We start from the raw sequence: 23,380 nt of genomic DNA on the forward strand, positions 1-23,380 counted from the left end.
CGTTTGGCGACTCACAGGCGGTAAGGCGTTTTAAAGCTCGCCCTTGATAAAGACGCTGATACCGGGGAGCAAGCCGTCCCGCCCTGCCCGTCCTTCGGAGTCGGCCAGTCGAAAAGCGATGGCGCAATATTGGCTTTGCGGCAGCGGCCTGCTCTATAATGTGCCGCATCGCCCAAAACGGCTGACGAAAAGCCAGAACGGACAACAAAAAGAATGGCGGAATATTCGGCCTTCTCGCTTCTCAAAAATGCGCTGACCGGCAACAAGGACTGGAAACCGGCCTGGCGCAAGCCGGACCCGAAGGCGTCCTACGACGTGATCGTCATCGGCGGTGGCGGCCATGGCCTGTCGACCGCCTATTATCTCGCCAAGGAGCACGGCATCACCAACGTCGCGGTGCTGGAAAAGGGCTGGCTCGGCTCCGGCAACGTCGGCCGCAACACGACAGCCGTCCGCTCCAACTACCTGCTGCCGGCCAACACCCGCTTCTACGAACATTCGATGAAGCTGTGGGAGAACCTGTCGCACGACCTCAACTACAACGTCATGTTCTCGCAGCGCGGCTGCCTCAACCTCGCGCACACGCCCGCCCAGCTCGACGATTTTGCCCGCCGCGGCAACGCCATGCGCCATCTCGGCGTCGACGCCGAACTGATGACCACGGCCGAGATCGCGCGCCTGGTGCCGGCGCTGGACGTCTCCGCCACGGCGCGCTTCCCAATCGTCGGCGGCCTGATGCAGCGGCGCGCCGGCACCGCCCGCCACGATGCCGTCGCCTGGGGCTATGCGCGCGGCGCCGACCGCCGCGGTGTCGACATCATCGAGAATTGCGAGGTCACCGGCTTCCTGCACGACGGCGACCGCATATCAGGCGTCTCGACGTCGCGCGGAGATATCCGCGCCAGGAAGGTGGCGGTCGCGGTGGCCGGCAGCACCGGGCAAGTCATGCGGCTCGCCGGCATCGATACGATGCCGATCGAGAGCCACGTGCTGCAGGCTTTTGTGACGGAATCGCTGAAGCCGTTCATCAACACAGTCCTGACTTTCGGCATGGGCCATTTCTACATGTCGCAGTCGGACAAGGGCGGCCTTGTCTATGGCGGCGATCTCGACGGCTACAACAGCTACGCCCAGCGCGGCAGTTTGCCTGTTGTCGATGAGGTGATGAGCGAGATGCTGGCGCTGTTTCCGGGTCTCGCCCGAGTTCGCATGCTGCGTTCCTGGGGCGGCGTCTGCGACATGTCGATGGACGGTTCTCCGATCATCACCACCGGCCCGCTGCCGGGCATGTATCTCAACTGCGGCTGGTGCTACGGCGGCTTCAAGGCGACGCCGGCCTCCGGCTGGTGCTTTGCCTGGACCATCGCCAAGGATGAACCGCACGACATCAACGCCCCCTTCACGCTGGATCGCTTCCATCGCGGACTGGTGATCGACGACAAGGGCCAGGGCGCAACGCCGCGGCTGCATTAGACCATGATCCCGAACCGCAGGCCGGCGTAACAAAGAGTGGAAACCGGTTTTCGGCCAAGATCATGGTCAAACGAGAAGATACAATCGCATGCTGATTACCTGCCCCTATTGCGGCCCGCGCGACGTCATCGAGTTCATCTATCAGGGTGACGGCAACCGCGAGCGCCCTCAGCCTGCCTCGCAGGACCTCGATGCCTGGAACGCCTATGTCTATGACCGATTGAACCCGGCGGGTGACCACAACGAGATCTGGCAGCATTCCGGCGGCTGCCGTGCCCATCTCAGGGTCGTGCGCAACACGCTGACACACGAGATCTCCAGCGTCGTGTTCACGCGCGGCGACCACAAAGTGGCTGCCCGGCACAAGGCGGAGGGCAAGTCATGAGCCCGCGCCGCACCGATGCCGGTGGCCGGATCGACCGGCTGCGAACCATCCGGTTCACCTTCGACGGCGCGCCTTACACCGGCCATGCCGGCGACACCCTTGCCTCAGCGCTGCTGGCCAATGGCGTCACCCTGTTCGGACGCTCGTTCAAATATCACCGTCCTCGCGGGGTGCTGACGGCAGGCGCCGAGGAACCGAACGCCCTGGTGACGGTGTTGCGGGGCGAGGTTCGCGAGCCCAACATCGCCGCGACCATGGTCGAGATCCATGATGGGCTGACCGCCGTCAGCCAGAACCGCTTTCCATCGCTGGCCTGGGATGTCAGCGCCGCCAACCAGCTCGGCGGCAAGCTTCTGTCCGCCGGCTTCTATTACAAGACCTTCATGGGGCCCGCGATCGGCCCGCTGAAGAGCACGCGTTTCTGGATGTTCTGCGAGCATTTTATCCGCCGCGCCGCCGGTCTCGGCCGCGCCGGGACCGCTGCCGACACGGCGCGTTACGAGCGCATGAACGCCTTCTGCGATGTGCTGGTGGTCGGTTCCGGTCCGGCCGGACTGATGGCCGCCAGGGCAGCCGCCGATCAGGGCGCGCGTGTCATCCTCAGCGAGCTCGAACCGCATTTCGGCGGCTCGGCCAACTGGTCGGGCGAGACGATCGACGGGATGCCCGGGGCCGACTGGGCAGCGCGAGCCGCCGGCCAGCTCGAAGGCTATGACAATGTCCGCCTGCTGCCACGCACCACGGTCTGGGGCTATTACGACGGCAACACGCTCGCCGCGCTTGAACGGGTTGCCGACCACAAGGAGAGGCCCGGCAAGGGCGAACCACGCCATCGCTACTGGATCATTCGCGCCAAGTCGGTGGTGCTGGCCACCGGCTCCTTCGAGCGGCCGCTGGTGTTTCCGGGCAACGATCGGCCGGGAGTGATGCTGGCGCATGCCGCCGAACGCTACGCCAACGAGTACGGCGTGCTGGCGGGCAACAGGATCGCACTGTTCACCAACAATGACAGCGCCTATTGCTCCGCCCTGGCGCTGAAGAAGGCCGGTGCGGCGATTGTCGCCATCGTCGACGTGCGGCCGGAGCTTTCGAGCGAGATGCGCGAGCTCGCCGATGAAGCGGAAGCCAAGATCCTTTTCGGTCACGCCGTGGTCGCCACCGAAGGCGGCAAGGCGCTGTCCGGCGTCAAGGTGCAGCGCTTCGACATGGTCAACGGCGCGCTTGCCGGCGAGGCGCGCAGCATTCAAGCCGACTGCCTGCTGATGTCGGGAGGCTGGTCGCCGACCATCCATCTGGCCAGCCAGGCAGGCGCCAAGGCGGAATGGAATGCCGCCAGACAAGCCTTCCTGCCACCGAAGCCAACCCAGCAATGGCCGACCCAGCGATGGCCAACACAGCGATGGATTGGCGCCGGCGCTTTCACCGGCAGCTTTTCAACCGCCGAGGCAATCGCCGAAGGCCGCGCCGCCGGGCTTTCGGCGGCAGGTGGAACAGGCGTGCCTACGGCCCTGCCGGTCGTCGAAGCCGCACCCGGCGGTCCCGACCCGGCGCCGGTGTTCGAGATCAGGGCCAATGGAAAAAGCTTCGTCGATTTCCAGCACGACGTGACCGCGGAGGACGTACGGCTTGCACATCGCGAAGGCTTCGTCTCGGTCGAGCATCTGAAGCGCTACACCACGCTCGGCATGGCGACCGACCAGGGCAAGAGCTCCAACATACCCGGCCTCGCCATCATGGCCGAGGCGCTGGGCAAGCCGATTCCCGAAGTCGGCACGACACGCTTTCGCCCACCTTTTTCGGCCGTGTCGATCGGCTCACTCGCCGCCGAGCGTTTCGGCGACCTGAGGCCCCAACGGTTGACGCCGATCCATGACTGGCACGTCGCCAACGGCGCGACCATGTATTCGGCCGGCCTCTGGTATCGCCCGATGATCTATGGCGATCCCGGCGAGACGATCGAGCAGGCCTATGTGCGCGAAGCCAGGGCGACGCGCGAGAGCGCCGGCATCGTCGATGTCTCGACGCTGGGCAAGATCGCCGTGCAGGGCCCGGACGCGGCGGAATTCCTCGACCGGGTTTACACCAACATGTTCTCGACATTGGCCGTCGGCAAGGCCCGCTACGGGCTAATGCTGCGCGAGGACGGCCTCGCCTTCGACGACGGCACGACGTGGCGTCTCGGCGAACAGGACTTCCTGATGACCACCACCACCGCCAATGCCGGCAAGGTGATGCAGCATCTGGAGTATTTCCTCGACGTCATCTGGCCGGAGCTTAAGGTCCATGTCACCTCGGTGACCGACGAGTGGGCGGGTGCGGCGATCGGCGGGCCAAAGGCGCGAGCCATTCTTGCTGCCTGCGTCACCGGCACCGCCGTCGACAACGCAACCCTGCCTTTCATGGGCATCGTGCGCGGCAAGATATCAGGCGTGCCGGTGATGATCTGCCGGCTTTCCTTCTCCGGCGAAATGGCCTTCGAAGTCTACTGCGGCGCCGGCTACGGCGCCCATGTCTGGGAAGCCTTGATCGAAGCCGGCAAGCCGTTCGGACTGGTGACTTACGGGCTTGAGGCACTTGGCACGTTGCGCATCGAGAAAGGCCACGTCACCGGCGCCGAGATCGACGGCCGCACCACCGCACGCGACCTGCATCTCGACTGGATGCTGTCCAGGAAAAAGCCCTTCATCGGCTCGGCGATGATGGATCGCGAGGGCCTGATCGCGCCCGGCCGCCTGGAACTCGTCGGCCTGATTTCGCTGGACAACCAGCCGCTCAACGGCGGCGCCCACATCGTCGAAGCGCTTGACGAAGCCAATCCGCGCGATTCCATCGGCCACATCACCGCTTGCTGTTATTCGCCGGCGCTCGGCAAGTACATCGCGCTCGCTCTGGTCAAGGACGGCAAGGCACGGCGCGGCACGCGCGCCCATATCTCCGATCCTCTGCGCAACCGGTTCGGCCCGGTCGAGATCGTCTCCAATCACTTCTTTGATCCGGACGGGAGCCGCATGCATGGTTGAGCGCCAATCCCCGCTTGAACTGGAGCTGCGCACCGGCTCGCGTGGCGATTTCGAACACGGCATCGAGGTCATCCTCTCCGAAACCAGGCCGGGATCGATCCTGCAGCTCGCAGCCTGGCCGGGCCAGGAGAAGGCGTTGATAGCAGGCATTCGCACCGTTACCGGCCTTGCGCTGCCCGACGGCGCCGGCGCCGGCAGCACCAACGGCGTGAGGTCGGTGTTCGGATTTGCACCGGGAAAATTCACCGTGGTCGACGAAGCCGAGGGCCTGGCATCGGCCTTTGCCAATGTCGTCACCCCTGACATCGGCACGGTGACCGACCTGTCGCACGGCCGCACCGCGATCCGCATCGCCGGACCGAAGGCGGAATGGGTGCTGGCAAAGTTCTTCGCCATCGACTTCGCGCTGCCGGCCTTCCCGGTCGGTGCCGGCCGCTCGACCATGCATCATGATGTCTTCGCCCAAATCCAGCGCACCGGCGCCGACCAGTTCGACATCTATGTGTTCCGCTCGTTTGCGCGCTCGTTCTGGAAGGCGCTCTGTCACGCCAGCGAGGAAGTCGGCTACGAAGTGCAGTAGACCGGGACGGCGTATCGTCACCTCACGTGGCGAACGTCACCCACTCTTCCAGCGGCGCGCGGTCGGTGCGGAACGCGTTTTCGGGCTTGGATGTGTCCTCACGGCCAAGCGCCATGCCGCAGACGACGATCTCCTCGTCGGGAATGTTGAGCACCGGCCTGATCTGCTTGTGATAGGGTGCAAAGGCCGCCTGCGGGCAGGTGTGCAGGCCCCTGCCCCGCGCCGCCACCATGATGTTCTGCAGGAACATGCCGTAATCGATCCACGAGCCCTTGTTCAGCCGCCGGTCAACGGTGAAGATCATGCCGACCGGTGCGTCGAAGAAGACGAAGTTGCGGTCGTGCTGCGCGCGCATCCTGTCGACCTCACGCCGGCCGATGCCGAGCACGCTGTAGAGGCCGAAGCCGTTGGCTCGCCGCCGGGTCAGATAGGGCTCGAAGAACTGGTCGGGATAGTAGCGATACTCGTCCCACTCGGCCTTTTCGGCACGGATGCCGGAGTTGAGGATGGCGTCGGTGATCCGCTGCTTGACCTCGCCCCTGGTCACGTAGACCCGCCAGGGCTGCATGTTGGTGCCCGAAGGCGCACGCGCGGCAACGGCGAGTATGGCGCGGATCGTCTCGTCGTCGACCATGTCGGGCAGGAACGCCCGCACCGAACGGCGCGACGTGATCGCCTCGTCGACGATCGCCGCGCCATCCGTAATCTTAGTCCTGTTTTCCAGCATGGGCGTCCCTTTGCGCGTGCCCCGGAAACCGGAATCGATTCCGGAAAGGATACATGCGCCGTCTAGAAATGAGAGAGCACCAATGCGGTCCAATTTGACGCATGGCGCTCTAACGCAAGCCTCGACCGGACGCCCTCACTCGCCGTTCGTGGCCGAGCCTTTGCCTGAACCGTCAAAACGGCGCAAGCAAATCTTGTGGCCTCATGAAAATTCTCTTGATTTTTTCACGAACTTGACCCCTCATGAAATTTGCCCCCAATTTTTCACCAGGGGTATTTCACCAGAGAGATTTTCACCGAGAAAAAAGCTTTGACCTCAACCGCCGTCAGATCGGAGCAGGAAAACCGCGAACGGCTGCTGGCCGGCGATATCAGGGCGCTGCGCAGGGCGCGCGGGCTGACGCTTGCCGAGACCGGCCTGAAGCTCGGCCGCTCGGTCGGCTGGGTCAGTCAGGTCGAGCGCGGCCTGTCGATACCGTCGCTTAGCGATCTCAGGGGCTTCGCGGAATTGTTCGGCGTGCCGGTCAGCCTGTTCTTCAGCCACGACGTGCCCGTCGAGAACGAACGCGGCGTGGTCGTGCGCGCCGGCAGCCGCCGCACGCTTGGCACAAGCGATTCCGGCCTGGTGGAGGAGCTTCTTTCGCCCGATCTCGGCGGTAGCTTCGAGATGCTGCGTTCGGTCTTCGCGCCGGGTGCTGAACTGAAGACCGAAGCCCGCCGGCCGACGGAGGAAGCCGGATATGTCGCTTCCGGCAGCTTCGACATCGAGATATCAGGCGTCTGGCACCGGCTTGGCGAAGGCGACTCCTTTCGCTTCGACGGCAAGCCGTTCCGCTGGCGCAATCCCGGTGCGGAGCCGGCGGTGGTCATCTGGGTGGTTTCGCCACCTGTTTACTAGGGTCTGGAGAAGAATATGGCCGGTTTGCCGACCACGGCACGTGTGGTGATCATCGGAGGCGGTGTCGTGGGTGCGTCGGCGCTCTACCATCTCGCAAAGGCGGGCTGGACCGACTGCGTGCTCCTGGAAAAGAACGAGCTCACCTCCGGCTCGACCTGGCATGCGGCCGGCAACGTGCCGACCTTCTCCTCGTCATGGTCGCTGATGAACATGCAGCGCTATTCGACCGAGCTCTATCGCGGGCTGGCCGACGCGGTCGGCTATCCCATGAACTACCATGTCACCGGCTCGCTCAGGCTGGCCCATACAGCCGAGCGTATGCAGGAGTTTCAGCGCGCCAAGGGCATGGGCCGCTACCAGGGCATGGACATCGATGTGGTCGGGCTCGACGAGATCAAGCGCCGCTACCCGTTCATCGAAACGCATGAATTGAAGGGCGCGCTCTACGATCCGAGCGACGGCGACATCGACCCGGCGCAACTGACCCAGGCGCTGGCCAAGGGCGCCCGCGACCTGGGTGCGAAGATCATTCGCTTCTGTCCGGTCACCGGCGTGCGCAGCGACAAGGACGAGTGGGTGGTCGAGACCGCTCAGGGCGAGATCCGCTGCGAGATCGTCGTCAACGCCGCCGGCTACCGTGCGGCCGAAGTCGGCAGGATGTTCGGCCGCGACGTGCCGATGATGGTGATGAGCCATCAATATATCCTGTTCGAGGAAATCCCCGAACTGGCCGCGTGGTCGAAGGAGCAGGGCAAGAAACTGCCGCTGCTGCGCGACGTCGACACCTCCTATTATCTGCGCCAGGAAAAGAACGGCATGAATCTCGGCCCCTATGAGCGCAATTGCCGTGCCCATTGGGTCGGCCACAACGATCCGATGCCAGACGATTTTTCGTTCCAGCTGTTCCCCGACGATCTCGACCGGCTCGAGGACTATCTGGCCGATGCCGTCGCCCGGGTGCCGATTCTCGGCACCGCCGGCCTGTCCAAGGTCATCAACGGTCCGATCCCCTACGCGCCGGACGGCAACCCGCTGATCGGCCCGATGCCCGGCGTGCCGAACGCCTTCGAGGCCTGCGTCTTCACCTTCGGCATCGCCCAGGGCGGCGGCGCCGGCAAGGTGCTGGCCGAATGGGTGACTGAAGGCCAAACCGAATGGGACATGTGGTCCTGCGATCCGCGCCGCTTCACCAGCTTTGCCTCGGCCCCGGATTACTGCGTCGCCAAGGGCATGGAAATCTACGGCAACGAATACGCCATCCAGTTCCCGCGCCATGCCTGGCCGGCAGGCCGCGACCGCAAACTGTCGCCGATCCATGATCGCATCAAGGCGCTCGGCGCTTGCTTCGACGCCTATAATGGCTGGGAGCGCGCCACCTGGTACGCGCAGGCCGGCGACGACGTCTCGGAAACCGCGACGCTGACCTTCCGCCGCGACGGGCCGTGGCAGCATCGCGTGCGCGAAGAATGCTTTGCCGTGCGCGATGCCGCCGGCATTTTGGACCTGCCCGGGTTCTCCCGCTTCAATCTCGACGGTCCGGGCGCGGCCGACTGGTTGAGCCAACAGATCACCGGCCTGGTGCCGAAACCCGGCCGCATCGGCCTCGTCTATTTTGCCGACGACAAGGGCCGCATCGTCACCGAAATGTCTGTCGTTCGCCACGACGAGAATCTGATGACGCTGATCACCGCCGCGGTGGCGCAGTGGCATGATTTCGAATGGCTGAAATGGCGCATGCCGAAGGACGCCTCGTTCAGGCTGGTCGACAGGACCGAGGAATTCTCAACGCAGATCCTCGCCGGGCCCAATTCGCGAAAAATCCTCGCCGATGTCTGCGCCGCCGACCTTGCTCTGCCCTGGCTGACGCACCAGGAGACGACAATCGCCGGCCGTTGGGCAAGGCTGTTGCGCGTGTCCTTCGCCGGTGAACTCGGCTGGGAAATCCACACCAGGATCGACGACACCGCCACCGTCTTCGACGCCGTCTGGGCGACCGGGCAGAAGCACGGCCTGAAACCGTTCGGCATGTACGCGCTGGATTCATTGCGGCTTGAAAAATCCTATCGCGCCTGGAAAGGCGACCTGTCGACCGACTATTCGATCCTGCAGGGTGGGCTGGAGCGTTTCGTGAAATGGGACAAGCCGGAATTCCGTGGCAAGGCGGCGCTGCAAGACGAGAAGCAGCAGGGCGTGAAGAAGCGCTTTGTCACGCTGGTTGTCGAAAACCCCGGTGACTGCGACGCGCCAACCATGTCGACGCTGTGGCATGACGGCCGGATCGTCGGCGAGACGACGTCCGGCGGCTGGGGTCATCGGATCGACAGGTCGATCGCGCTCGGCATGCTGCGCGCCGACCTGACTGAGCCGGGAACTGCGGTCGAGGTTGAGATCTTCGGCGAGCGCTTCAAGGCGGTCGTGCAGAAGGACGAACCGCTGTGGGATCCAAACAACGAGAGGTTGCGCGCATGAATTCAGTCATTCTCACCGACGGCGGCATGGGCCAGGAACTGGTCCGCCGCAGCAGCTCCGATCCCACCCCGCTATGGTCGGCCAGGGTGCTGATCGACGAACCGGACCTGGTGCGCGACCTGCATGCGGAATTCATCCGGGCCGGCGCCCGCGTCATCACCATCAACACCTATTCCGCAACCCCCGAGCGGCTGGCGCGCGAGGGCGCGCAAGAGCTGTTCAAGCCGCTGCAGCAGCGCGGCATAGAACTGGCAAGGCAAGCGCGCGACCAGGCCGGCGACGCGGCAATCGCCGGCTGCCTGTCGCCGCTGTTCGGCAGCTACGCACCGGCCCTGACGATATCCTTCGAGGATACGCTCGACATCTACCGCCGCATCGTTGCCGAGCAGGCCGACGGCGTCGATCTGTTCCTGTGCGAGACCATGGCGTCGGCCGAGGAGGCGCGCGCGGCTGTCACCGCCGCGTCGGAAAGCGGCAAGCCGGTGTGGGTGTCGTGGACGCTCGCCGATCACGGCGCGCCGCGGCTGCGCAGCGGCGAAACCATAGCGGCGGCAGCAAGAGCTCTCGACGGCCTGCCGGTCGCAGCCAGGCTGATCAATTGCTGCCGGCCCGAAGCCATTGCTGCAGCGCTGCCCGAACTGATCGCTCTCGGCGGGCCGGTTGGCGCCTATGCCAACGGCTTCACCTCGGTCGAGGCGCTCAAGCATGGCGGAACGGTGGAAGTGCTGCACGCCCGCCACGACCTCGATCCGGATGCCTATGCCGACCAGGCGGTCGGCTGGGTCGAGGCCGGCGCCGACATCGTCGGCGGCTGCTGCGAAGTCGGGCCGCCTCATATCGCGGCCCTGCGCGACCGGCTCGAACAGGCCGGCTACGAAATTTCGGGAGTAGCATAATGCCCAGACCATCATCGCGCATTTCCGGCATCGTGCCTTCCGGCAAGGACGGCTGGGAGGTCCATTTCGCCGCCTGGACGCGCAAGCAGGCCGGCGAGGACATCATCATGCTGTCCGTCGGCGACCATGATTTCGACACGCCGGCGCAGACGATCGAAGCCTGCGTGACGGCGGTTCGCGCCAGCAATCACCACTATACCCCGCTTGCCGGCATTCCGCGCCTGCGCCAGGCCATGGCGGCGGCCTCGACCGCCTGCACCGGCGTTGCGACCAACCCCGACCAGGTCATCGCTACGCCGGGCGGGCAGGCCGCGCTGTATGCGGCGGTGCAGGCCGTTCTCGACCAGGGCGACCATGCCATTGTGGTGGCGCCCTATTACGCGACCTACCCCAACACCTTCAGTGCGGCGGGCGCCGATTTCACCGTGGTCGAGACACCGGCCGAGGATGGTTTCCAGCCGCGCGCCGTCGACATTCGCGCAGCACTTCGGCCGAACACCCGCGCCATCCTCATCAACACGCCGAACAACCCGACGGGTGCCGTCTATTCGCGCCAGCGGCTTGAGGAGCTGGCGCAGATCTGCCGGGAGCATGACCTCTGGCTGCTGTCGGACGAGGTCTATTGGACGCTGGGCGGCGGCGAGCACGTCTCGCCGCGTTCGCTGCCCGGCATGGCGGAACGCACGCTGGTCATCAACTCCATGTCGAAGAGCCACGGCATGACCGGCTGGCGCATGGGCTGGCTGAGCGGGCCCGAGCAGATGATCTCGCTGCTGACCAACCTCAATCTGGTGACCACCTACGGCCTGCCGGCGTTCATCAGCCTCGCTTGCGCCGAGGCGCTGGAAAACGGCTACGGCGTCAAGGAGATCGCCGAACGCTATGCCGCACGGCGCAGCGTCGTCCTCGATGCCATGCGCGGCATGAACAACGTCACCGTGCGCGGCTCCGAAGGCGGCATGTATGTCATGCTCGACATCTCGGCTCTCGAGCCGGACGACGAGAAATTCGCCTGGGCCCTGCTCGACAAGGAAAAGGTCGGCGTCATGCCCGGCTCGAGTTTCGGCGAGGCCGCCGCCGGTCATATTCGCGTCAGCCTCTGCCAGCCCGAGGCGGTGCTTCTGGAAGCAGCCCTTCGCCTGCGCCGCTTCGCGTCCAGCTACCGCCGCGAGGCCGCATGAGCGTCCCGTCTCCCAAAACCATACTGGCCAAAACCATTCCTCCCAAGGCGAGGGCCGTCATCATCGGCGGCGGCGTCTCCGGCTGCTCGGTCGCCTATCATCTGGCCAAGCTCGGCTGGACCGACATCGTGCTGCTCGAGCGCAAGCAGCTGACATCGGGCACGACATGGCATGCCGCCGGCCTGATCGGCCAGTTGCGCGGTTCGCAGAACATGACACGGCTGGCGAAATATTCGGCCGACCTCTACGTCAGGCTGGAGGCCGAGACCGATGTCGGCACCGGCATGCGCCAGGTCGGTTCGATCACCGTGGCGCTGACCGAGGAACGCAAGCACGAGATTTATAGGCAGGCGTCGCTCGCCCGCGCGTTCGATATCGACGTGCGCGAGATTTCGCCAAACGAAGTCAAGCAGATGTACCCGCATCTTAATGTTTCCGATGTGGTCGGCGCCGTGCATTTGCCGCTCGACGGCCAATGCGACCCGGCCAATATCGCCATGGCGCTGGCCAAGGGTGCGCGCCAGCGCGGTGCGACGATCGTCGAGAATGTGAAGGTCACCAAGGTTCACACCAGGAATGGCTGCGTCACCGGCGTTTCCTGGATGCGGGGCGACGAGCAAGGCATGATCGAGGCCGATGTCGTCGTCAATTGCGCCGGGATGTGGGCACGCGAGCTTGGCGCCCAGAACGGCGTCAGCATCCCGCTGCATGCCTGCGAGCATTTTTATCTCGTCACCGAACCGATCCCCGGCCTGACCCGGCTGCCGGTGCTGCGCGTGCCGGACGAGTGCGCCTACTACAAGGAAGACGCCGGCAAGATGATGCTCGGCGCCTTCGAGCCGGTGGCCAAGCCGTGGGGCATGGACGGCATAAGCGAAGATTTCTGCTTCGACCAGTTGCCCGAGGATTTTGAGCATTTCGAGCCGATCCTCGAAATGGGCGTCAACCGCATGCCGATGCTGGCCAGCGCCGGCATCCACACTTTCTTCAACGGCCCCGAGAGTTTCACGCCTGATGATCGCTATTATCTCGGCGAGGCGCCGGAGCTTTCCGGCTACTGGATGGCGACCGGCTACAACTCCATCGGCATCGTCTCCTCAGGCGGCGCCGGCATGGCGCTGGCGCAATGGATCAACGATGGCGAAGCACCCTTCGATCTGTGGGAGGTCGACATCCGCCGCGCCCAGCCGTTCCAGAAGAACCGCCGCTACCTGAAGGAGCGCGTCTCCGAAACCCTCGGCCTGCTTTATGCCGATCATTTCCCGTATCGGCAGATGGCGACCTCTCGGAACGTCAGGCGCTCCCCGCTCCATGAACATCTGAAGGCACGCGGCGCGGTGTTCGGCGAGGTCGCTGGCTGGGAGCGGGCCAACTGGTTCGCGCGTGAGGACCAGGAGCGCGAGTACCGCTATTCCTGGAAACGGCAGAACTGGTTCGACAACCAGCGCGACGAACATCTGGCCGTCCGAAACGGCGTCGGCCTGTTCGACATGACCTCGTTCGGCAAGATCCGTGTCGAGGGCCGCGATGCCTGCGCCTTCCTGCAGAGGCTTTGCGCCAACGACATGGAGGTGGCACCGGGCAAGATCGTCTACACCCAGATGCTCAACCAGCGCGGCGGCATCGAGAGCGATCTCACCGTCTCGCGGCTGTCTGAAACCGTGTTCTTCCTCGTCGTGCCGGGCGCCACGCTACAGCGTGATCTCGCCTGGTTGAAAAAACATCTCGCCGATGAATTCGTCGTCATCACCGATGTCACCGCGGCCGAGGCCGTGCTCTGCCTGATGGGCCCGGATTCGAGGCAGCTCATTCAAAAGCTGAGCCCGAACGATTTCTCCAACGAAACCAATCCGTTCGGAACGTTTCAGGAGATTGAAATCGGCATGGGGCTGGCCCGCGCCCATCGCGTGACCTATGTCGGCGAACTCGGCTGGGAGCTTTACGTCTCGACCGACCAGGCCGCACACGTGTTCGAGGCGATCGAGGCGGCCGGCGCCGATGTCGGCCTAAAACTTTGCGGCCTGCACACGCTGGATTCCTGCCGCATCGAAAAGGCCTTCCGGCATTTTGGCCACGACATCACCGACGAGGACAATGTGCTGGAGGCAGGCCTTGGATTCGCAGTGAAGACTGCCAAGGGCGATTTTCTTGGCCGCGATGCCGTGCTGAGGAGACAAGAAACCGGATTGAACCGGCGGCTGGTGCAATTTCGCCTGAAAGACACGCAACCCTTGCTCTTCCACAACGAAGCGATCCTGCGCGACGGCAAGATTGTCGGCCCGGTCACCTCGGGCAATTACGGCCATCATCTCGGCGGCGCCGTCGGCCTCGGCTACGTGCCCTGCCGGGGCGAGAGCGAGGCGGACGTGCTGTCGTCTTCCTACGAGATCGAGATCGCCGGCGACCGCTTCGCCGCGGAAGTGTCGCTGAAGCCGATGTATGATCCGAAAGCGGAACGGGTGCGGATGTAGCCCTTTTTCCTTCGCCCCGTTTACGGGGAGAAGGGGGCCCGAAGGGCCGGATGAAGGGGCGGCACAAGTCTTGCCAGGTTCACGCTGTCCCTCATCTGCCTGCCGGCATCTTCTCCCCGTGAACGGGGAGAAGGACGCTCATCTCTCAAAACCGCTCCAGTTTCGCCCGCACTTTCGCAAGGAAAGCAGCCCGGCTCCGGGGTGTCGACGCGTCCATCAAATAGTGCGCCAGAAAGAACGTCCTGCAGCGAGTGGCGCAGAGCGCCCGCATGCCGCGCAGGATCGTCTTGCGTCCCGGCTGGCCGACGACGACGCTCCACCAGGTCGGTGCGCCGCAGGTCGTGATCACCCCGATCTTCGTCACATGCCTCACCAGTGACTGGATCCGTCCCTTGCCGGCCGGCAGTCGGAAGGCGACGTCGGTCGCCCAGACCCGGTCGAGCCAGCCCTTCAGCATCGCCGGCAGCCCGTACCACCATGTCGGATAGATGAAGAGGATTGCCTGGGCCCAGTTGAGATTTTCGATATGCGGCTTGAGCGCCGGATCCTGCGGGGCGTGCTCGTTATAGACGCGTCGCTCGTCGCAGCCCATGACCGGATCGAAATTTTCCGCATAGAGGTCGAGCAGCCGCACCTCCCAGCCTCTCGCCTCCAGCACCTCGATGGCACTATCCCGGATCGCGGCGCAAAAGCTTTCCGGGACCGGATGGCAATAAACCACCAGGACCCGCATCAGAAGGCATCCATGCTGGCGGCGACCTTCGCCGTAAATCTCTTCCGCGTCTCATCGGTCGATAGGTTCATCGAATAATGCGCGAGATAGGACACCGAGGCGCTTGGCTTGACCGTCGCGCGCAACACACGCTTGACAAGCTTGCGCGGCGGGTCGCCCATCAGCATGGCGTGGAGCCGGCTGCCACCATAGGTGGTGACCGCCGCCAGCTTGCGGATGTTGTGCAGCGAAGGCTGCACCTTGCCATTGACCAGCTTGAACGAGATGCCGGGCAGGAAGACGCGGTCGAAAAAGCCTTTCAGGATCGCCGGATAGCCGTAGTTCCACACCGGAAACGACAGCACCAGCGCCTCTGCCCTCAGCAGGCGCTCGACATAGAGCGCTGCCGGATCACCGGTACCGCGCTCGTCGTGATAACCTAGCCGCTCGGCCCGTGTCAGCCGCGGGTCGAAATCCTCGGCATAGAGATCGCAATCGTCGACGGCGTGGCCGGCGGCCGTCAGCCGCTCGACGATCGTCCGGTGCAGACCGGCGTTGAAGCTGGTTTCGACCGGGTGGGCGTAGAGCACGAGGATGTTCACCGAAGACCTCGCAGGTCAGCGCGACAGCGCCACACGCTCGTCATCGTTTCACCCCGCCTTCTGCAACCCCTTGAACAGGAACGACTTGCCCGAGCGATAGTCGTAGTCAGGGTTTTCCCAGGCGATCATCTTGCCGGGATTGAGCAGCCCTTGCGGATCGGTTTCGCGCTTGAAGGCGAGCTGCACCTCGTCCGTCTGCTTCATGCCGCCCTCTTCCAGCGTGTAGCGGTGCGGATTGAAGACCCAGCAGCCGTTGTCCTCGTGGATGCGGATGATCTCGTCGAGCCGCTCCGCCGTGGTGAAGCGGACCAGCGGCAGTCCGGCGACGCCGATCGCGCCGTCGAAGCGGATGAATTCGAGATGAACCGGCACCTCGTCGCCGAAGCGGTCGATCATCGCCTTGACGTAAGCGAGGTGATCCGGCGAGGGATAGCGGGTCTGCAGATAGGTAATATCAGGGTCGACCCTGATGGCGCGCAGCGTCGTGTGGTTCCAGGTCAGCTCATAGGCCGGCGGCAAACCCCTAAGATCGGCCTCCTTGTCGGCGCGGAAGACGATCTCGCCCTTGCTGCGCGCCGTGAGGGCGACAAAGGCGTCCATCGCCTGCGGGGCGATCATGCAGACGACGATGCTTTGCTCGCGCCGGAAGAATTTCTGGTGCCGCTTGAAATAGTCGTAAGGGATCGGCGCGGCGATCGGCGTGATCAGCTTCGCCAGTATGCCGTCCTGAATGGCGAGATCGTTGCCGAAGCCAGCCGCATCCATGAAATCGTCGAAGCCGACGATGACGTCGATCCAGTCGTAGGATGCGGTCAACGGCATCTCGACCTCGGTGATGATGCCGTTGGTGCCGTAGGCATGCATCACCTTCAGCACCTCCTCGCCGGCAAGATCCATGATGCGAGGCTCCGCCTCCATCGTCACGGTCCTGAGCCGGATGACGTTGCCGAGGTCGCGCAGCCCGCCCCAGCGGATCGAGCCGATGCCGCCCGAGCCGCCGGCAACGAAGCCGCCGATCGAAGCGGTGTTATAGGTCGACGGCGACATCCGAAGCTCCTGGCCGGAATGGGCGCGCGTCGCCCTGTCGATGTCGGCGAGGACGGCACCGGGACCGGTCACGACGCGACCAGGCGCGATCGCCTTGATTGCGTTCATCTCGGCGAGATTGAGCACGACGCCGCCGGACAAGGGCATCGCCTGACCGTAATTGCCGGTACCGCTGCCGCGTGGCGTCACCGGAATGCCATGCCGGTGGCACGCGCCAAGCACGCGGATCACCTCGACTTCGGTCTTTGGCGTCACGATCAGGTCGCCGGTGACATGGTCGAGCTGTTGCTTGAGCACCGGGCTGTACCAGTAGAAATCGCGGCTCTTCTGCTGGACGATCGCCGGATGGTCGTCGATCTTCAGACCGTCGAGATCGCGTTTGAGCGCAGCCAGGTCCATCATCGCACCATCAGATCGTCGAGTTCGGCATAGTCGGGCAATTGGCGCTCGATGGCGCGGCCATCACGCACCACGGTGCGATCCGATTCGGGCCGCGACAGCAATTCCGTCCAGTTCCGCCCCCTGAAGACGACGAAGTCGGCGCCACCGCCTGCGGCAAGGGTGCCGAACCCGTCGAGCCGCATCACTCTGGCCGGCGTCGAAGTCACCGCTTGCGGCCAGTCGCCGACCGGGTGATCGAAATGCAGGATACGCGTCGCCATGCGATAGACCTCCAGCATGTCAAGATCGCCATAGGCGTAGAACGGATCGCGGGTGTTGTCGGAGGCGACGGCGACGGGAATGCCGCGCGCCTTCATCTCGTGCAGCAGCGTCACGCCGCGCCAGCGCGGCGTGGTGTTGTCGCCGCGCCGGTCCTGCAGATAGAGATTGCACATCGGCAGCGACACCACGGCGAGCCCCGCCTTCGCCATCTTGTCGAGCGTGTCGAGCACGTCGAGATCGGGCTGGCGTGCCAGCGAGCAGCAGTGGCCGACGAGGATGTTTCCCTCAAACCCGTTCCACAGCGCCGCCTCGGCGATCTTCTTCAGCGAGATCGCCGAGATGTCGTCGGTCTCGTCGGCATGGAAATCGAGGTCGAGGCCATGCTTGATCGCCTGCGCGAAAACCCGATCGAGAAGCTCTTCCAGGTCCGGCAGCATATAGGTGACGACGCCAAGCACGCCGTTGGCCGCAGCGACGCGTTTGGCCAGGCTTTCGAACCATTTCTTGTCGCGCACGCCTTCGATGCCGAGCAGGCAGGCGGCCTGCAGCTCGATGCGGCCACGCCATTTCTCCCGCACCGTCTCGAACACCGGCCAGGATATCTCCTCCTGCGGTGCGACGCTGTCGAGATGGGTGCGCAAAGCCCTGGTGCCGTGCGAATAGGCGCAGCGCAGCGAAAAATCCATGCGGCGAGCGACGTCCTCGGCGCTCCAGCGGGCAGCACGGTCGGCGCCGGTGGCGTTCAGCGCCCCCATGAAGGTGCCGTCCGGATTGGGTTTTCGAGGCCAGATATGGCCTTTGTCGATATGGGTGTGGCAGTCGACGAAGCACGGCATGACGATACGGCCGCCGAGGTCGACGGCGCCTACGGGTGAATTGGACTGGCGATTCGCGACGATGCTGGAGATTTTGCCGTCGGCGACGGTGATGTCGGCGAGCGCAAAGCCGTCTGCATCGAAGGCTGCGGAGAGTCCCGGCGTAAGTGATGCGTGAAGCCGGGCGCTGGTGAGTTGATAAGGACCAGAGGCTGGTATCAAGGCGCACCCCCCTCTGGCCTGCCGGCCATCTCCCCCTCAAGGGGGGAGATTGGATGCCATCTAGGGTTTCGCCAATCACCAACGTTGCAACACGAGCGCCATGGGCGAAGCTGCCGATCTCCCCCCTTGAGGGGGAGATGTCCGGCAGGACAGAGGGGGGTGATTTGCGCCAACCTTTCAACCATCATCGCTCCTGCTTCAGCGCACTCTCGTGCCAGCGTCGCAGGATCAGGTGCGAGATCAGCGACAGCACCAGGAAAATCAAAATGCCGGTGAACGAGATCAGGATCAGCGCCGCGAACAGCCGCGGTGCGTTGAGCCGGTAACCGGCCTCGATGATGCGCGAGGCCAGCCCCGACGACTGCCCGGTGGCCCCGGCGACGAACTCCGCCACCACCGCGCCTATCAGCGACAGGCCGCCGGCGATCTTCAGCCCGCCGAGGAAATACGGCATCGCCGCCGGCAGGCGCAGATAGCGCAATTGCTGCCAGCGGGTTGCGCCGTTGAGCTTGAACATGTCGCGCAGGTTGCGGTCGACGGAGTTGAGGCCGAGCGTCGTGTTGGACAGGATCGGGAAGAAAGCGACGATCCAGGCACACAGCAGAAGCTTCGTCGTCTGGTTGTCGACATAGATGTTGATCAGCGGGAAGATCGCGACGATCGGCGTAACCTGCAGCACGATCGCAAACGGGAAGAACGACATCTCCACCCATTTCGATTGCGTAAACAGCACCGCCAGCCCGACGCCGCCGATGACGGCCAGAAGCAGGCTGAGAAAGGTGATCCTGAGCGTCACCAGCAGCGAGGAGAACAGCAGCCCGGCATCGTCGAACAGCGTTTGCAGCACCACAGCGGGGCGCGGCAGGATATATTTCGGGATGTCGTTCCAGACGCAGATGCGGTCCCACAGCCAGATCGCCAGGACCATGATCGCCAGCGGCAGCAGCCATCGGCCGATCCGCTCGAGCCGCTCCTGGCGCAGGCGACGCGCCTCCTCTGGATCCAGGGTTACGGCAGTATGATCAATGGCCGTCATGATGCGGTCCCGCGGTTGAGTTGATGGCGCCGATCAGCACATCGGACGCCTGGCGGCAGAGCGCGGCATAGGCGGGCGAGGTGCGGAAGGCTTCGTTGCGCGGATAGGACGCATCGATGGCGAGTTCTTTGAAGACCCTGCCCGGCCGCGCCGCCATGACGACGACGCGGCTGGAGAGGAAAACACTTTCGAAGACGCTGTGGGTGACGAAGACGACGGTAAAACGCTCGTCCTGCCACAGTTCCAGAAGATCGTTGTTGAGCTTGAAGCGGGTGATCTCGTCCAATGCCGCAAATGGCTCGTCCATCAAAAGCACGCGCGGCTTGGTCACCATGGCGCGGGCGATCGAGACGCGCATCTTCATGCCGCCGGACAATTCGCGCGGCACGGCTTTCTCGAAGCCGGTCAGATGAACCCGCGCCAGCATCTCCATCACGACAGGCGCAGCCTTGGCCCGCGACACGCCCTTCAGCCTGAGCGGCAGCCAGACATTGTCGAAGACGTCGGCCCACGGCAGCAGCGTCGGTTCCTGGAAGACGAAGCCGATGTCAGAGCGATCGGCAGCGCTGCTGCCGCGCCAGTCGAGCAGGCCGGAGGTCGGCGTTGCAAGACCGGCGATGAGGCGCAAGGCCGTTGACTTGCCACAGCCGGACGGGCCGAGAAGGCTGAGGAAGTCGCCTTCCCGGATCGTCAGGTCGACGTCGCTGAGCGCTGTCACGCCGTTGGAAAAGACTTTGCCGACGCCGCGCAGCGCCAGCAGCATCGGACCTTTGCCCGATGCGCTTGCCGGCGCTTGCGCCACTTTCTCCTGCATCATGCCCGGGTGCTATTTCTTCAGGTCGATCCCGACGCCCTTGTTGACGAAGGCCAGTGTGTAGGACTTTTTGATGTCGACGTCGGCCGGCACGACCTTGGCCTTGACCATCTTGTCGTAGAAGCTCTGGATGCGCGCGTCGGTCATCGCGCCGATGCCGAGTTTTTCCGTATCGCCGGAATCGACGATGCCGAATTTCTTCATCTGCTCGATCGAGAACGCGATCTGCTCGTCGCTGATGTCGGGGTTGTCCTTCTTGATCGCCGCGTTGGCGGCAGCGTTGTCGCCGTAGAGATAGTTGTACCAGCCCTTGGCCGAGCCATCGACGAAGCACTGAACCACCTCCGGCCGCTTGTCGATCGTCGCCTGCATGGTCTCGATCGTCGTCGCATAGGTGTCGAAGCCGTAGTCGGCGAGCAGGAACACATTGGGCTGGAAGCCGCCTTCCTTGGCGACGGCATAGGGCTCCGAGGTCACGTAGCCTTGCTGGATCGACTTCGGATTGGCGATAAAAGGTGCGGGGTTGAAGGTGTAGGGCACGCGCTTGGCCGGATCGAAGCCGAATTCCGTTACCATCCATTGGAAGAAGCTCTGTGCACCTTCGTCAGCGACGATGTACTGGTCCGCGTTCTTCAAATCCTCCCATCTGTCGAGCCCCTGACCTGGATGGGCCATGATCACCTGCGGCTCTTTCTGGAACGAAGCGGCGACGACGCGCAGCGGAATCTCCTGCTGAACCGCGTCGAAGGCCTGCAGCATGTTGCCGCCCATGTAGAAGTCGATCTTGCCGGCAAGCAGCAGCGGCCGGCCGCTGACCTGCGGGCCACCTTGCATGATCGTCACGTCGAGCCCGCAAGCGGCATAGGTGCCATCAGCGACCGCCTGATAATAGCCACCGTGCTCGGCCTGGGCGAGCCAATTGGTGCCGAATGTGATCTTCTCGTTTGCTGCCGCACTCAGCGTGGTTGCGGCAAGCAGCACGATCGCGCCAGCCGAAATCTTGAGTTTTCCGTCCATCCACACCACCCTCAGTTGGCTCCGGCGCGCTGCGCGCCGGGCTCGACACCATCGATTGAAGAAGCAAGACACATGCCATCGCCCGGACCGCCCGCCTCGCGCAACAGTGGCGCGCGAAAGCCGGACGGGTCATGCCGTACCGGGGGCATCGTGCCTATTTTTTGAACGCCTGTCCACAATCGCCCTGATAGTATGCACTGCATCTTGAGGGCTCGCCTGATCCGGCTTTACGCTGGCAGCAGACTGGAGATTTTCATGTTCAAATTCCTGACGCCGAAGTCGATCAAGCCGCCCTTTGCCCGCTACAGCCATGGCGTCGAGGTGCCGCCGGGCAAGCGGCTGGTGCTGTGTTCTGGCCAGGTCGCCATCACTGTGGACGATCAGATCCCGGAGGATGCCGGCGCGCAGGCCGAACTCTGTTTTCAAAACATCGCGGCGATTCTCGGCGACGCCGGGCTTGGACTTTCCGACATTGTGCGCATCAACGCCTATGTCACCGACCGCGTCTTCCTGAAACCCTATATGGACGTTCGCGACCGCCTGTTCACCAGCCCGGCGCCGGCTTCGACGCTGATGATCGTATCCGGTTTCGCGCGGCCGGAATTCAAGGTCGAGATCGAGGTCGTCGCGGCAGGGTGAGGAGCCGGCTGGCCGAAGGCTCTAGAATCGACAGGCCAGCGATCTCAAGTTAAACGAAATCAGGTTGGCGCTGCCCCTCATCCGCCTGCCGGCACCTTCTCCCCGAATAGTGACGGGGAGAAGGGACAAGCTCCAACGCCGGCGACCCCCTCTCCCCGTCTCTATACGGGGAGAGGGTAAGGGTGAGGGGCAGCGCCAACGCCGCCAGTTTGCTCGAGGTTTCAAAATGACCGTTGCAACGAAACGCGTGTGGTGGGGCGACTATCGGACCACAGAATACGCCACCATCGACCCGGAGGCGACGATCGCCGTTCTGCCGGTGGCGGCGATCGAACAGCACGGGCCGCATCTGCCGGTCTCGACTGACAGCTCGATCATGAACGGCATGCTCGAAACGGTGATCGCGCGCCTGCCCGGCGATCTCGACATCCGCATCCTGCCGGTCCAGGCGGTGGGCAAGTCGAACGAGCACCTGCATGCGCCGGGAACCCTTACATTGCCGGCGGCGACCTTGATCGAGGCGTGGACCGAGCTTGGCCTGTCGGTCGCACGGGCCGGGTTAAGGAAGCTGATCGTCGTCAACTCGCATGGCGGCAACGAGGAGATCATGGGCATCATCACCCGCGAATTGCGCGTGCGGGCAAAGATGCTGGCGGTGAAGACGAGCTGGCAGCGCTTCGGCCGGCCGGCCGGCATGTATACCGAGCTTGAAGACCGCCACGGCATCCATGGCGGCGATGTCGAGACCTCGCTGATGCTGCATTTCCGGCCGGATCTGGTCGACATGGCAAAGGCCGGCAATTTCGTGTCCAACGTCGCCCACGCCGAACAGGAATTCTCGCTGCTGCGCCATACGGGAACGCACGCCTTCGCCTGGATCGCCACCGACCTCAACCCGAACGGCGTGGTCGGCGACGCCAGCATTGCAACGGCCGAAAAGGGCCGGCTGACCGCCAACCATCAAGCCGACGGTTTCATCAGCCTGTTGAAGGACGTGCGAAAAGCGAAGCTGGCCGACTGGTTGGCGTAGGGTCTGTTTCAGATCAAGGTGAGCCACACACGCCCCGCTTGAGGTTGAAGACAGACAGCCCGCTTTGATGGCGCCAGTTTCCAGATCATGCGTAAGGTAAAGTCTCGCTGGTTTGTCTCTCTAGTCTCACATCCACGGGTGCGCGATGGTTGTCGTCACAAAGGCACTGACCCTTGCTGACTTCCATGCAGCCCACGCACTCATCGCGGAGATGGGCCAATGGGACGTTGCCCAATGCGGAGTGCACGGTCTTCCGTCGGAAGGCGTGATTTCCGCCTACTATTCTGACGATGCCGCGAGCTTGTTGGAAAAGTGCACCTTGCCCAGCACAGGCATGTACCTCGCTCGGATTGGCTCTGTCGCCTTGGGCTGCGTCAGCCACGTCAGCCATGGAAATGTCGCCGAGATCGTTAAGCTCTTCGTGCGTCCGGAAGGACGAGGAAAAGGCGTAGGAGCCCGCCTCCTTGCGACCGCGCTCGATGCTATCGAGGAGTCCAAGTGCCGAAAAGTGAACCTGGTGACAGTTTCATTCATGACGAGCGCTATCGCTCTTTACCGCAAGTTCGGCTTTCAAGAGTGCGAACCATTCGAACCAGCACCGAAGGGCTTGGAGGGGGTTACGCGATACATGGAAAGGGTCACCAAATAGCCTGCCGTGAAAACAAGCGCGGCCTTAGCCCGATC

Annotated in this window: 20 protein-coding genes; 12 read left to right on the forward strand and 8 right to left on the reverse strand. The window is 63.8% G+C overall.

Features of this window, described 5'->3' with window-relative positions; translation table 11 throughout:
- Nucleotides 1-213 precede the first annotated feature (213 nt).
- From AC0L17_RS11580 to AC0L17_RS11595, 4 genes are all read left to right on the forward strand, one after another.
- Nucleotides 214-1,473, forward strand: a complete 1,260-nt coding sequence (locus AC0L17_RS11580; protein WP_473515918.1) for a sarcosine oxidase subunit beta — start codon at nt 214-216, stop codon at nt 1,471-1,473.
- Nucleotides 1,474-1,561: 88 nt separating this feature from the next.
- Entirely contained in the window at nt 1,562-1,858 is a 297-nt protein-coding gene (locus AC0L17_RS11585) for a sarcosine oxidase subunit delta (RefSeq protein WP_473515919.1), read from the forward strand.
- Nucleotides 1,855-4,878, forward strand: coding sequence for a sarcosine oxidase subunit alpha (locus AC0L17_RS11590; protein ID WP_473515920.1), 3,024 nt, complete (start codon nt 1,855-1,857; stop codon nt 4,876-4,878). The genes AC0L17_RS11585 and AC0L17_RS11590 overlap by 4 nt, the downstream gene beginning before the upstream one ends.
- Nucleotides 4,871-5,458, forward strand: a complete 588-nt coding sequence (locus AC0L17_RS11595) for a sarcosine oxidase subunit gamma (protein ID WP_473515921.1) — start codon at nt 4,871-4,873, stop codon at nt 5,456-5,458. The genes AC0L17_RS11590 and AC0L17_RS11595 overlap by 8 nt, the downstream gene beginning before the upstream one ends.
- Nucleotides 5,459-5,480: 22 nt before the next feature.
- Here AC0L17_RS11595 and AC0L17_RS11600 read toward each other — a convergent pair whose 3' ends face one another.
- On the reverse strand, nt 5,481-6,185 hold the full coding sequence (locus AC0L17_RS11600) for a nitroreductase (RefSeq protein ID WP_091594418.1): 705 nt from the start codon (nt 6,183-6,185) through the stop codon (nt 5,481-5,483).
- Nucleotides 6,186-6,494: 309 nt separating this feature from the next.
- Here AC0L17_RS11600 and AC0L17_RS11605 point away from each other — a divergent pair, with 309 nt between their 5' ends.
- Genes AC0L17_RS11605 through AC0L17_RS11625 form a run of 5 tightly spaced genes read left to right on the forward strand, consistent with a single transcriptional unit; the run spans nt 6,495 to nt 14,099 of the window.
- Entirely contained in the window at nt 6,495-7,082 is a 588-nt protein-coding gene (locus tag AC0L17_RS11605) for a helix-turn-helix domain-containing protein (protein ID WP_031254773.1), read from the forward strand.
- 15 nt (nt 7,083-7,097) lie between these two features.
- Nucleotides 7,098-9,551, forward strand: coding sequence for a GcvT family protein (locus AC0L17_RS11610; RefSeq protein WP_473515922.1), 2,454 nt, complete (start codon nt 7,098-7,100; stop codon nt 9,549-9,551).
- The gene (locus AC0L17_RS11615; protein ID WP_473515923.1) at nt 9,548-10,447 is read left to right on the forward strand and encodes a homocysteine S-methyltransferase family protein; all 900 of its coding nucleotides are present in this window, start codon (nt 9,548-9,550) and stop codon (nt 10,445-10,447) included. Before AC0L17_RS11610 ends, AC0L17_RS11615 begins: the two co-directional genes overlap by 4 nt.
- On the forward strand, nt 10,447-11,628 hold the full coding sequence (locus tag AC0L17_RS11620; protein ID WP_473515924.1) for a pyridoxal phosphate-dependent aminotransferase: 1,182 nt from the start codon (nt 10,447-10,449) through the stop codon (nt 11,626-11,628). Before AC0L17_RS11615 ends, AC0L17_RS11620 begins: the two co-directional genes overlap by 1 nt.
- A complete protein-coding gene (locus AC0L17_RS11625; protein ID WP_473515925.1) occupies nt 11,625-14,099 on the forward strand; it encodes a GcvT family protein in 2,475 nt (824 codons plus the stop codon). The genes AC0L17_RS11620 and AC0L17_RS11625 overlap by 4 nt, the downstream gene beginning before the upstream one ends.
- A gap of 145 nt (nt 14,100-14,244) precedes the next feature.
- On the opposite strand, the gene AC0L17_RS11630 is transcribed toward AC0L17_RS11625, so the two are convergent.
- From AC0L17_RS11630 to AC0L17_RS11660, 7 genes are all read right to left on the reverse strand, one after another.
- Complete coding sequence (locus AC0L17_RS11630; RefSeq protein ID WP_473515926.1) at nt 14,245-14,832, reverse strand: NAD(P)H-dependent oxidoreductase; 588 nt, start codon at nt 14,830-14,832, stop codon at nt 14,245-14,247.
- Nucleotides 14,832-15,413 carry an NAD(P)H-dependent oxidoreductase gene (locus AC0L17_RS11635; RefSeq protein ID WP_473515927.1) on the reverse strand — a complete coding sequence of 194 codons (582 nt, stop codon included), beginning with the start codon at nt 15,411-15,413 and terminating at the stop codon, nt 14,832-14,834. The genes AC0L17_RS11630 and AC0L17_RS11635 overlap by 1 nt, the downstream gene beginning before the upstream one ends.
- A gap of 48 nt (nt 15,414-15,461) precedes the next feature.
- Entirely contained in the window at nt 15,462-16,862 is a 1,401-nt protein-coding gene (locus AC0L17_RS11640; RefSeq protein WP_473515928.1) for an FAD-binding oxidoreductase, read from the reverse strand.
- The gene (locus AC0L17_RS11645; protein ID WP_473515929.1) at nt 16,859-18,160 is read right to left on the reverse strand and encodes a cytosine deaminase; all 1,302 of its coding nucleotides are present in this window, start codon (nt 18,158-18,160) and stop codon (nt 16,859-16,861) included. Before AC0L17_RS11645 ends, AC0L17_RS11640 begins: the two co-directional genes overlap by 4 nt.
- A gap of 184 nt (nt 18,161-18,344) precedes the next feature.
- Nucleotides 18,345-19,196, reverse strand: coding sequence for an ABC transporter permease (locus AC0L17_RS11650; RefSeq protein WP_473515930.1), 852 nt, complete (start codon nt 19,194-19,196; stop codon nt 18,345-18,347).
- Entirely contained in the window at nt 19,183-20,013 is an 831-nt protein-coding gene (locus AC0L17_RS11655) for an ABC transporter ATP-binding protein (protein ID WP_473491268.1), read from the reverse strand. Before AC0L17_RS11655 ends, AC0L17_RS11650 begins: the two co-directional genes overlap by 14 nt.
- Before the next feature lie 9 nt (nt 20,014-20,022).
- Entirely contained in the window at nt 20,023-21,027 is a 1,005-nt protein-coding gene (locus AC0L17_RS11660) for an ABC transporter substrate-binding protein (protein ID WP_473515931.1), read from the reverse strand.
- A 255-nt stretch (nt 21,028-21,282) separates the two neighbouring features.
- Here AC0L17_RS11660 and AC0L17_RS11665 point away from each other — a divergent pair, with 255 nt between their 5' ends.
- The 3 genes from AC0L17_RS11665 (at nt 21,283) to AC0L17_RS11675 (ending at nt 23,345) form a co-directional block, all read left to right on the forward strand.
- The gene (locus AC0L17_RS11665; protein WP_287230269.1) at nt 21,283-21,666 is read left to right on the forward strand and encodes a RidA family protein; all 384 of its coding nucleotides are present in this window, start codon (nt 21,283-21,285) and stop codon (nt 21,664-21,666) included.
- 226 nt (nt 21,667-21,892) lie between these two features.
- Nucleotides 21,893-22,696 (forward strand): creatininase family protein, encoded by an 804-nt coding sequence (locus tag AC0L17_RS11670; RefSeq protein WP_473515932.1) that lies wholly within the window; start codon nt 21,893-21,895, stop codon nt 22,694-22,696.
- Nucleotides 22,697-22,841: 145 nt separating this feature from the next.
- Nucleotides 22,842-23,345 carry a GNAT family N-acetyltransferase gene (locus tag AC0L17_RS11675; protein ID WP_473515933.1) on the forward strand — a complete coding sequence of 168 codons (504 nt, stop codon included), beginning with the start codon at nt 22,842-22,844 and terminating at the stop codon, nt 23,343-23,345.
- Nucleotides 23,346-23,380 lie beyond the last annotated feature (35 nt).

Source organism: Mesorhizobium sp. WSM4829 (assembly GCF_055811475.1).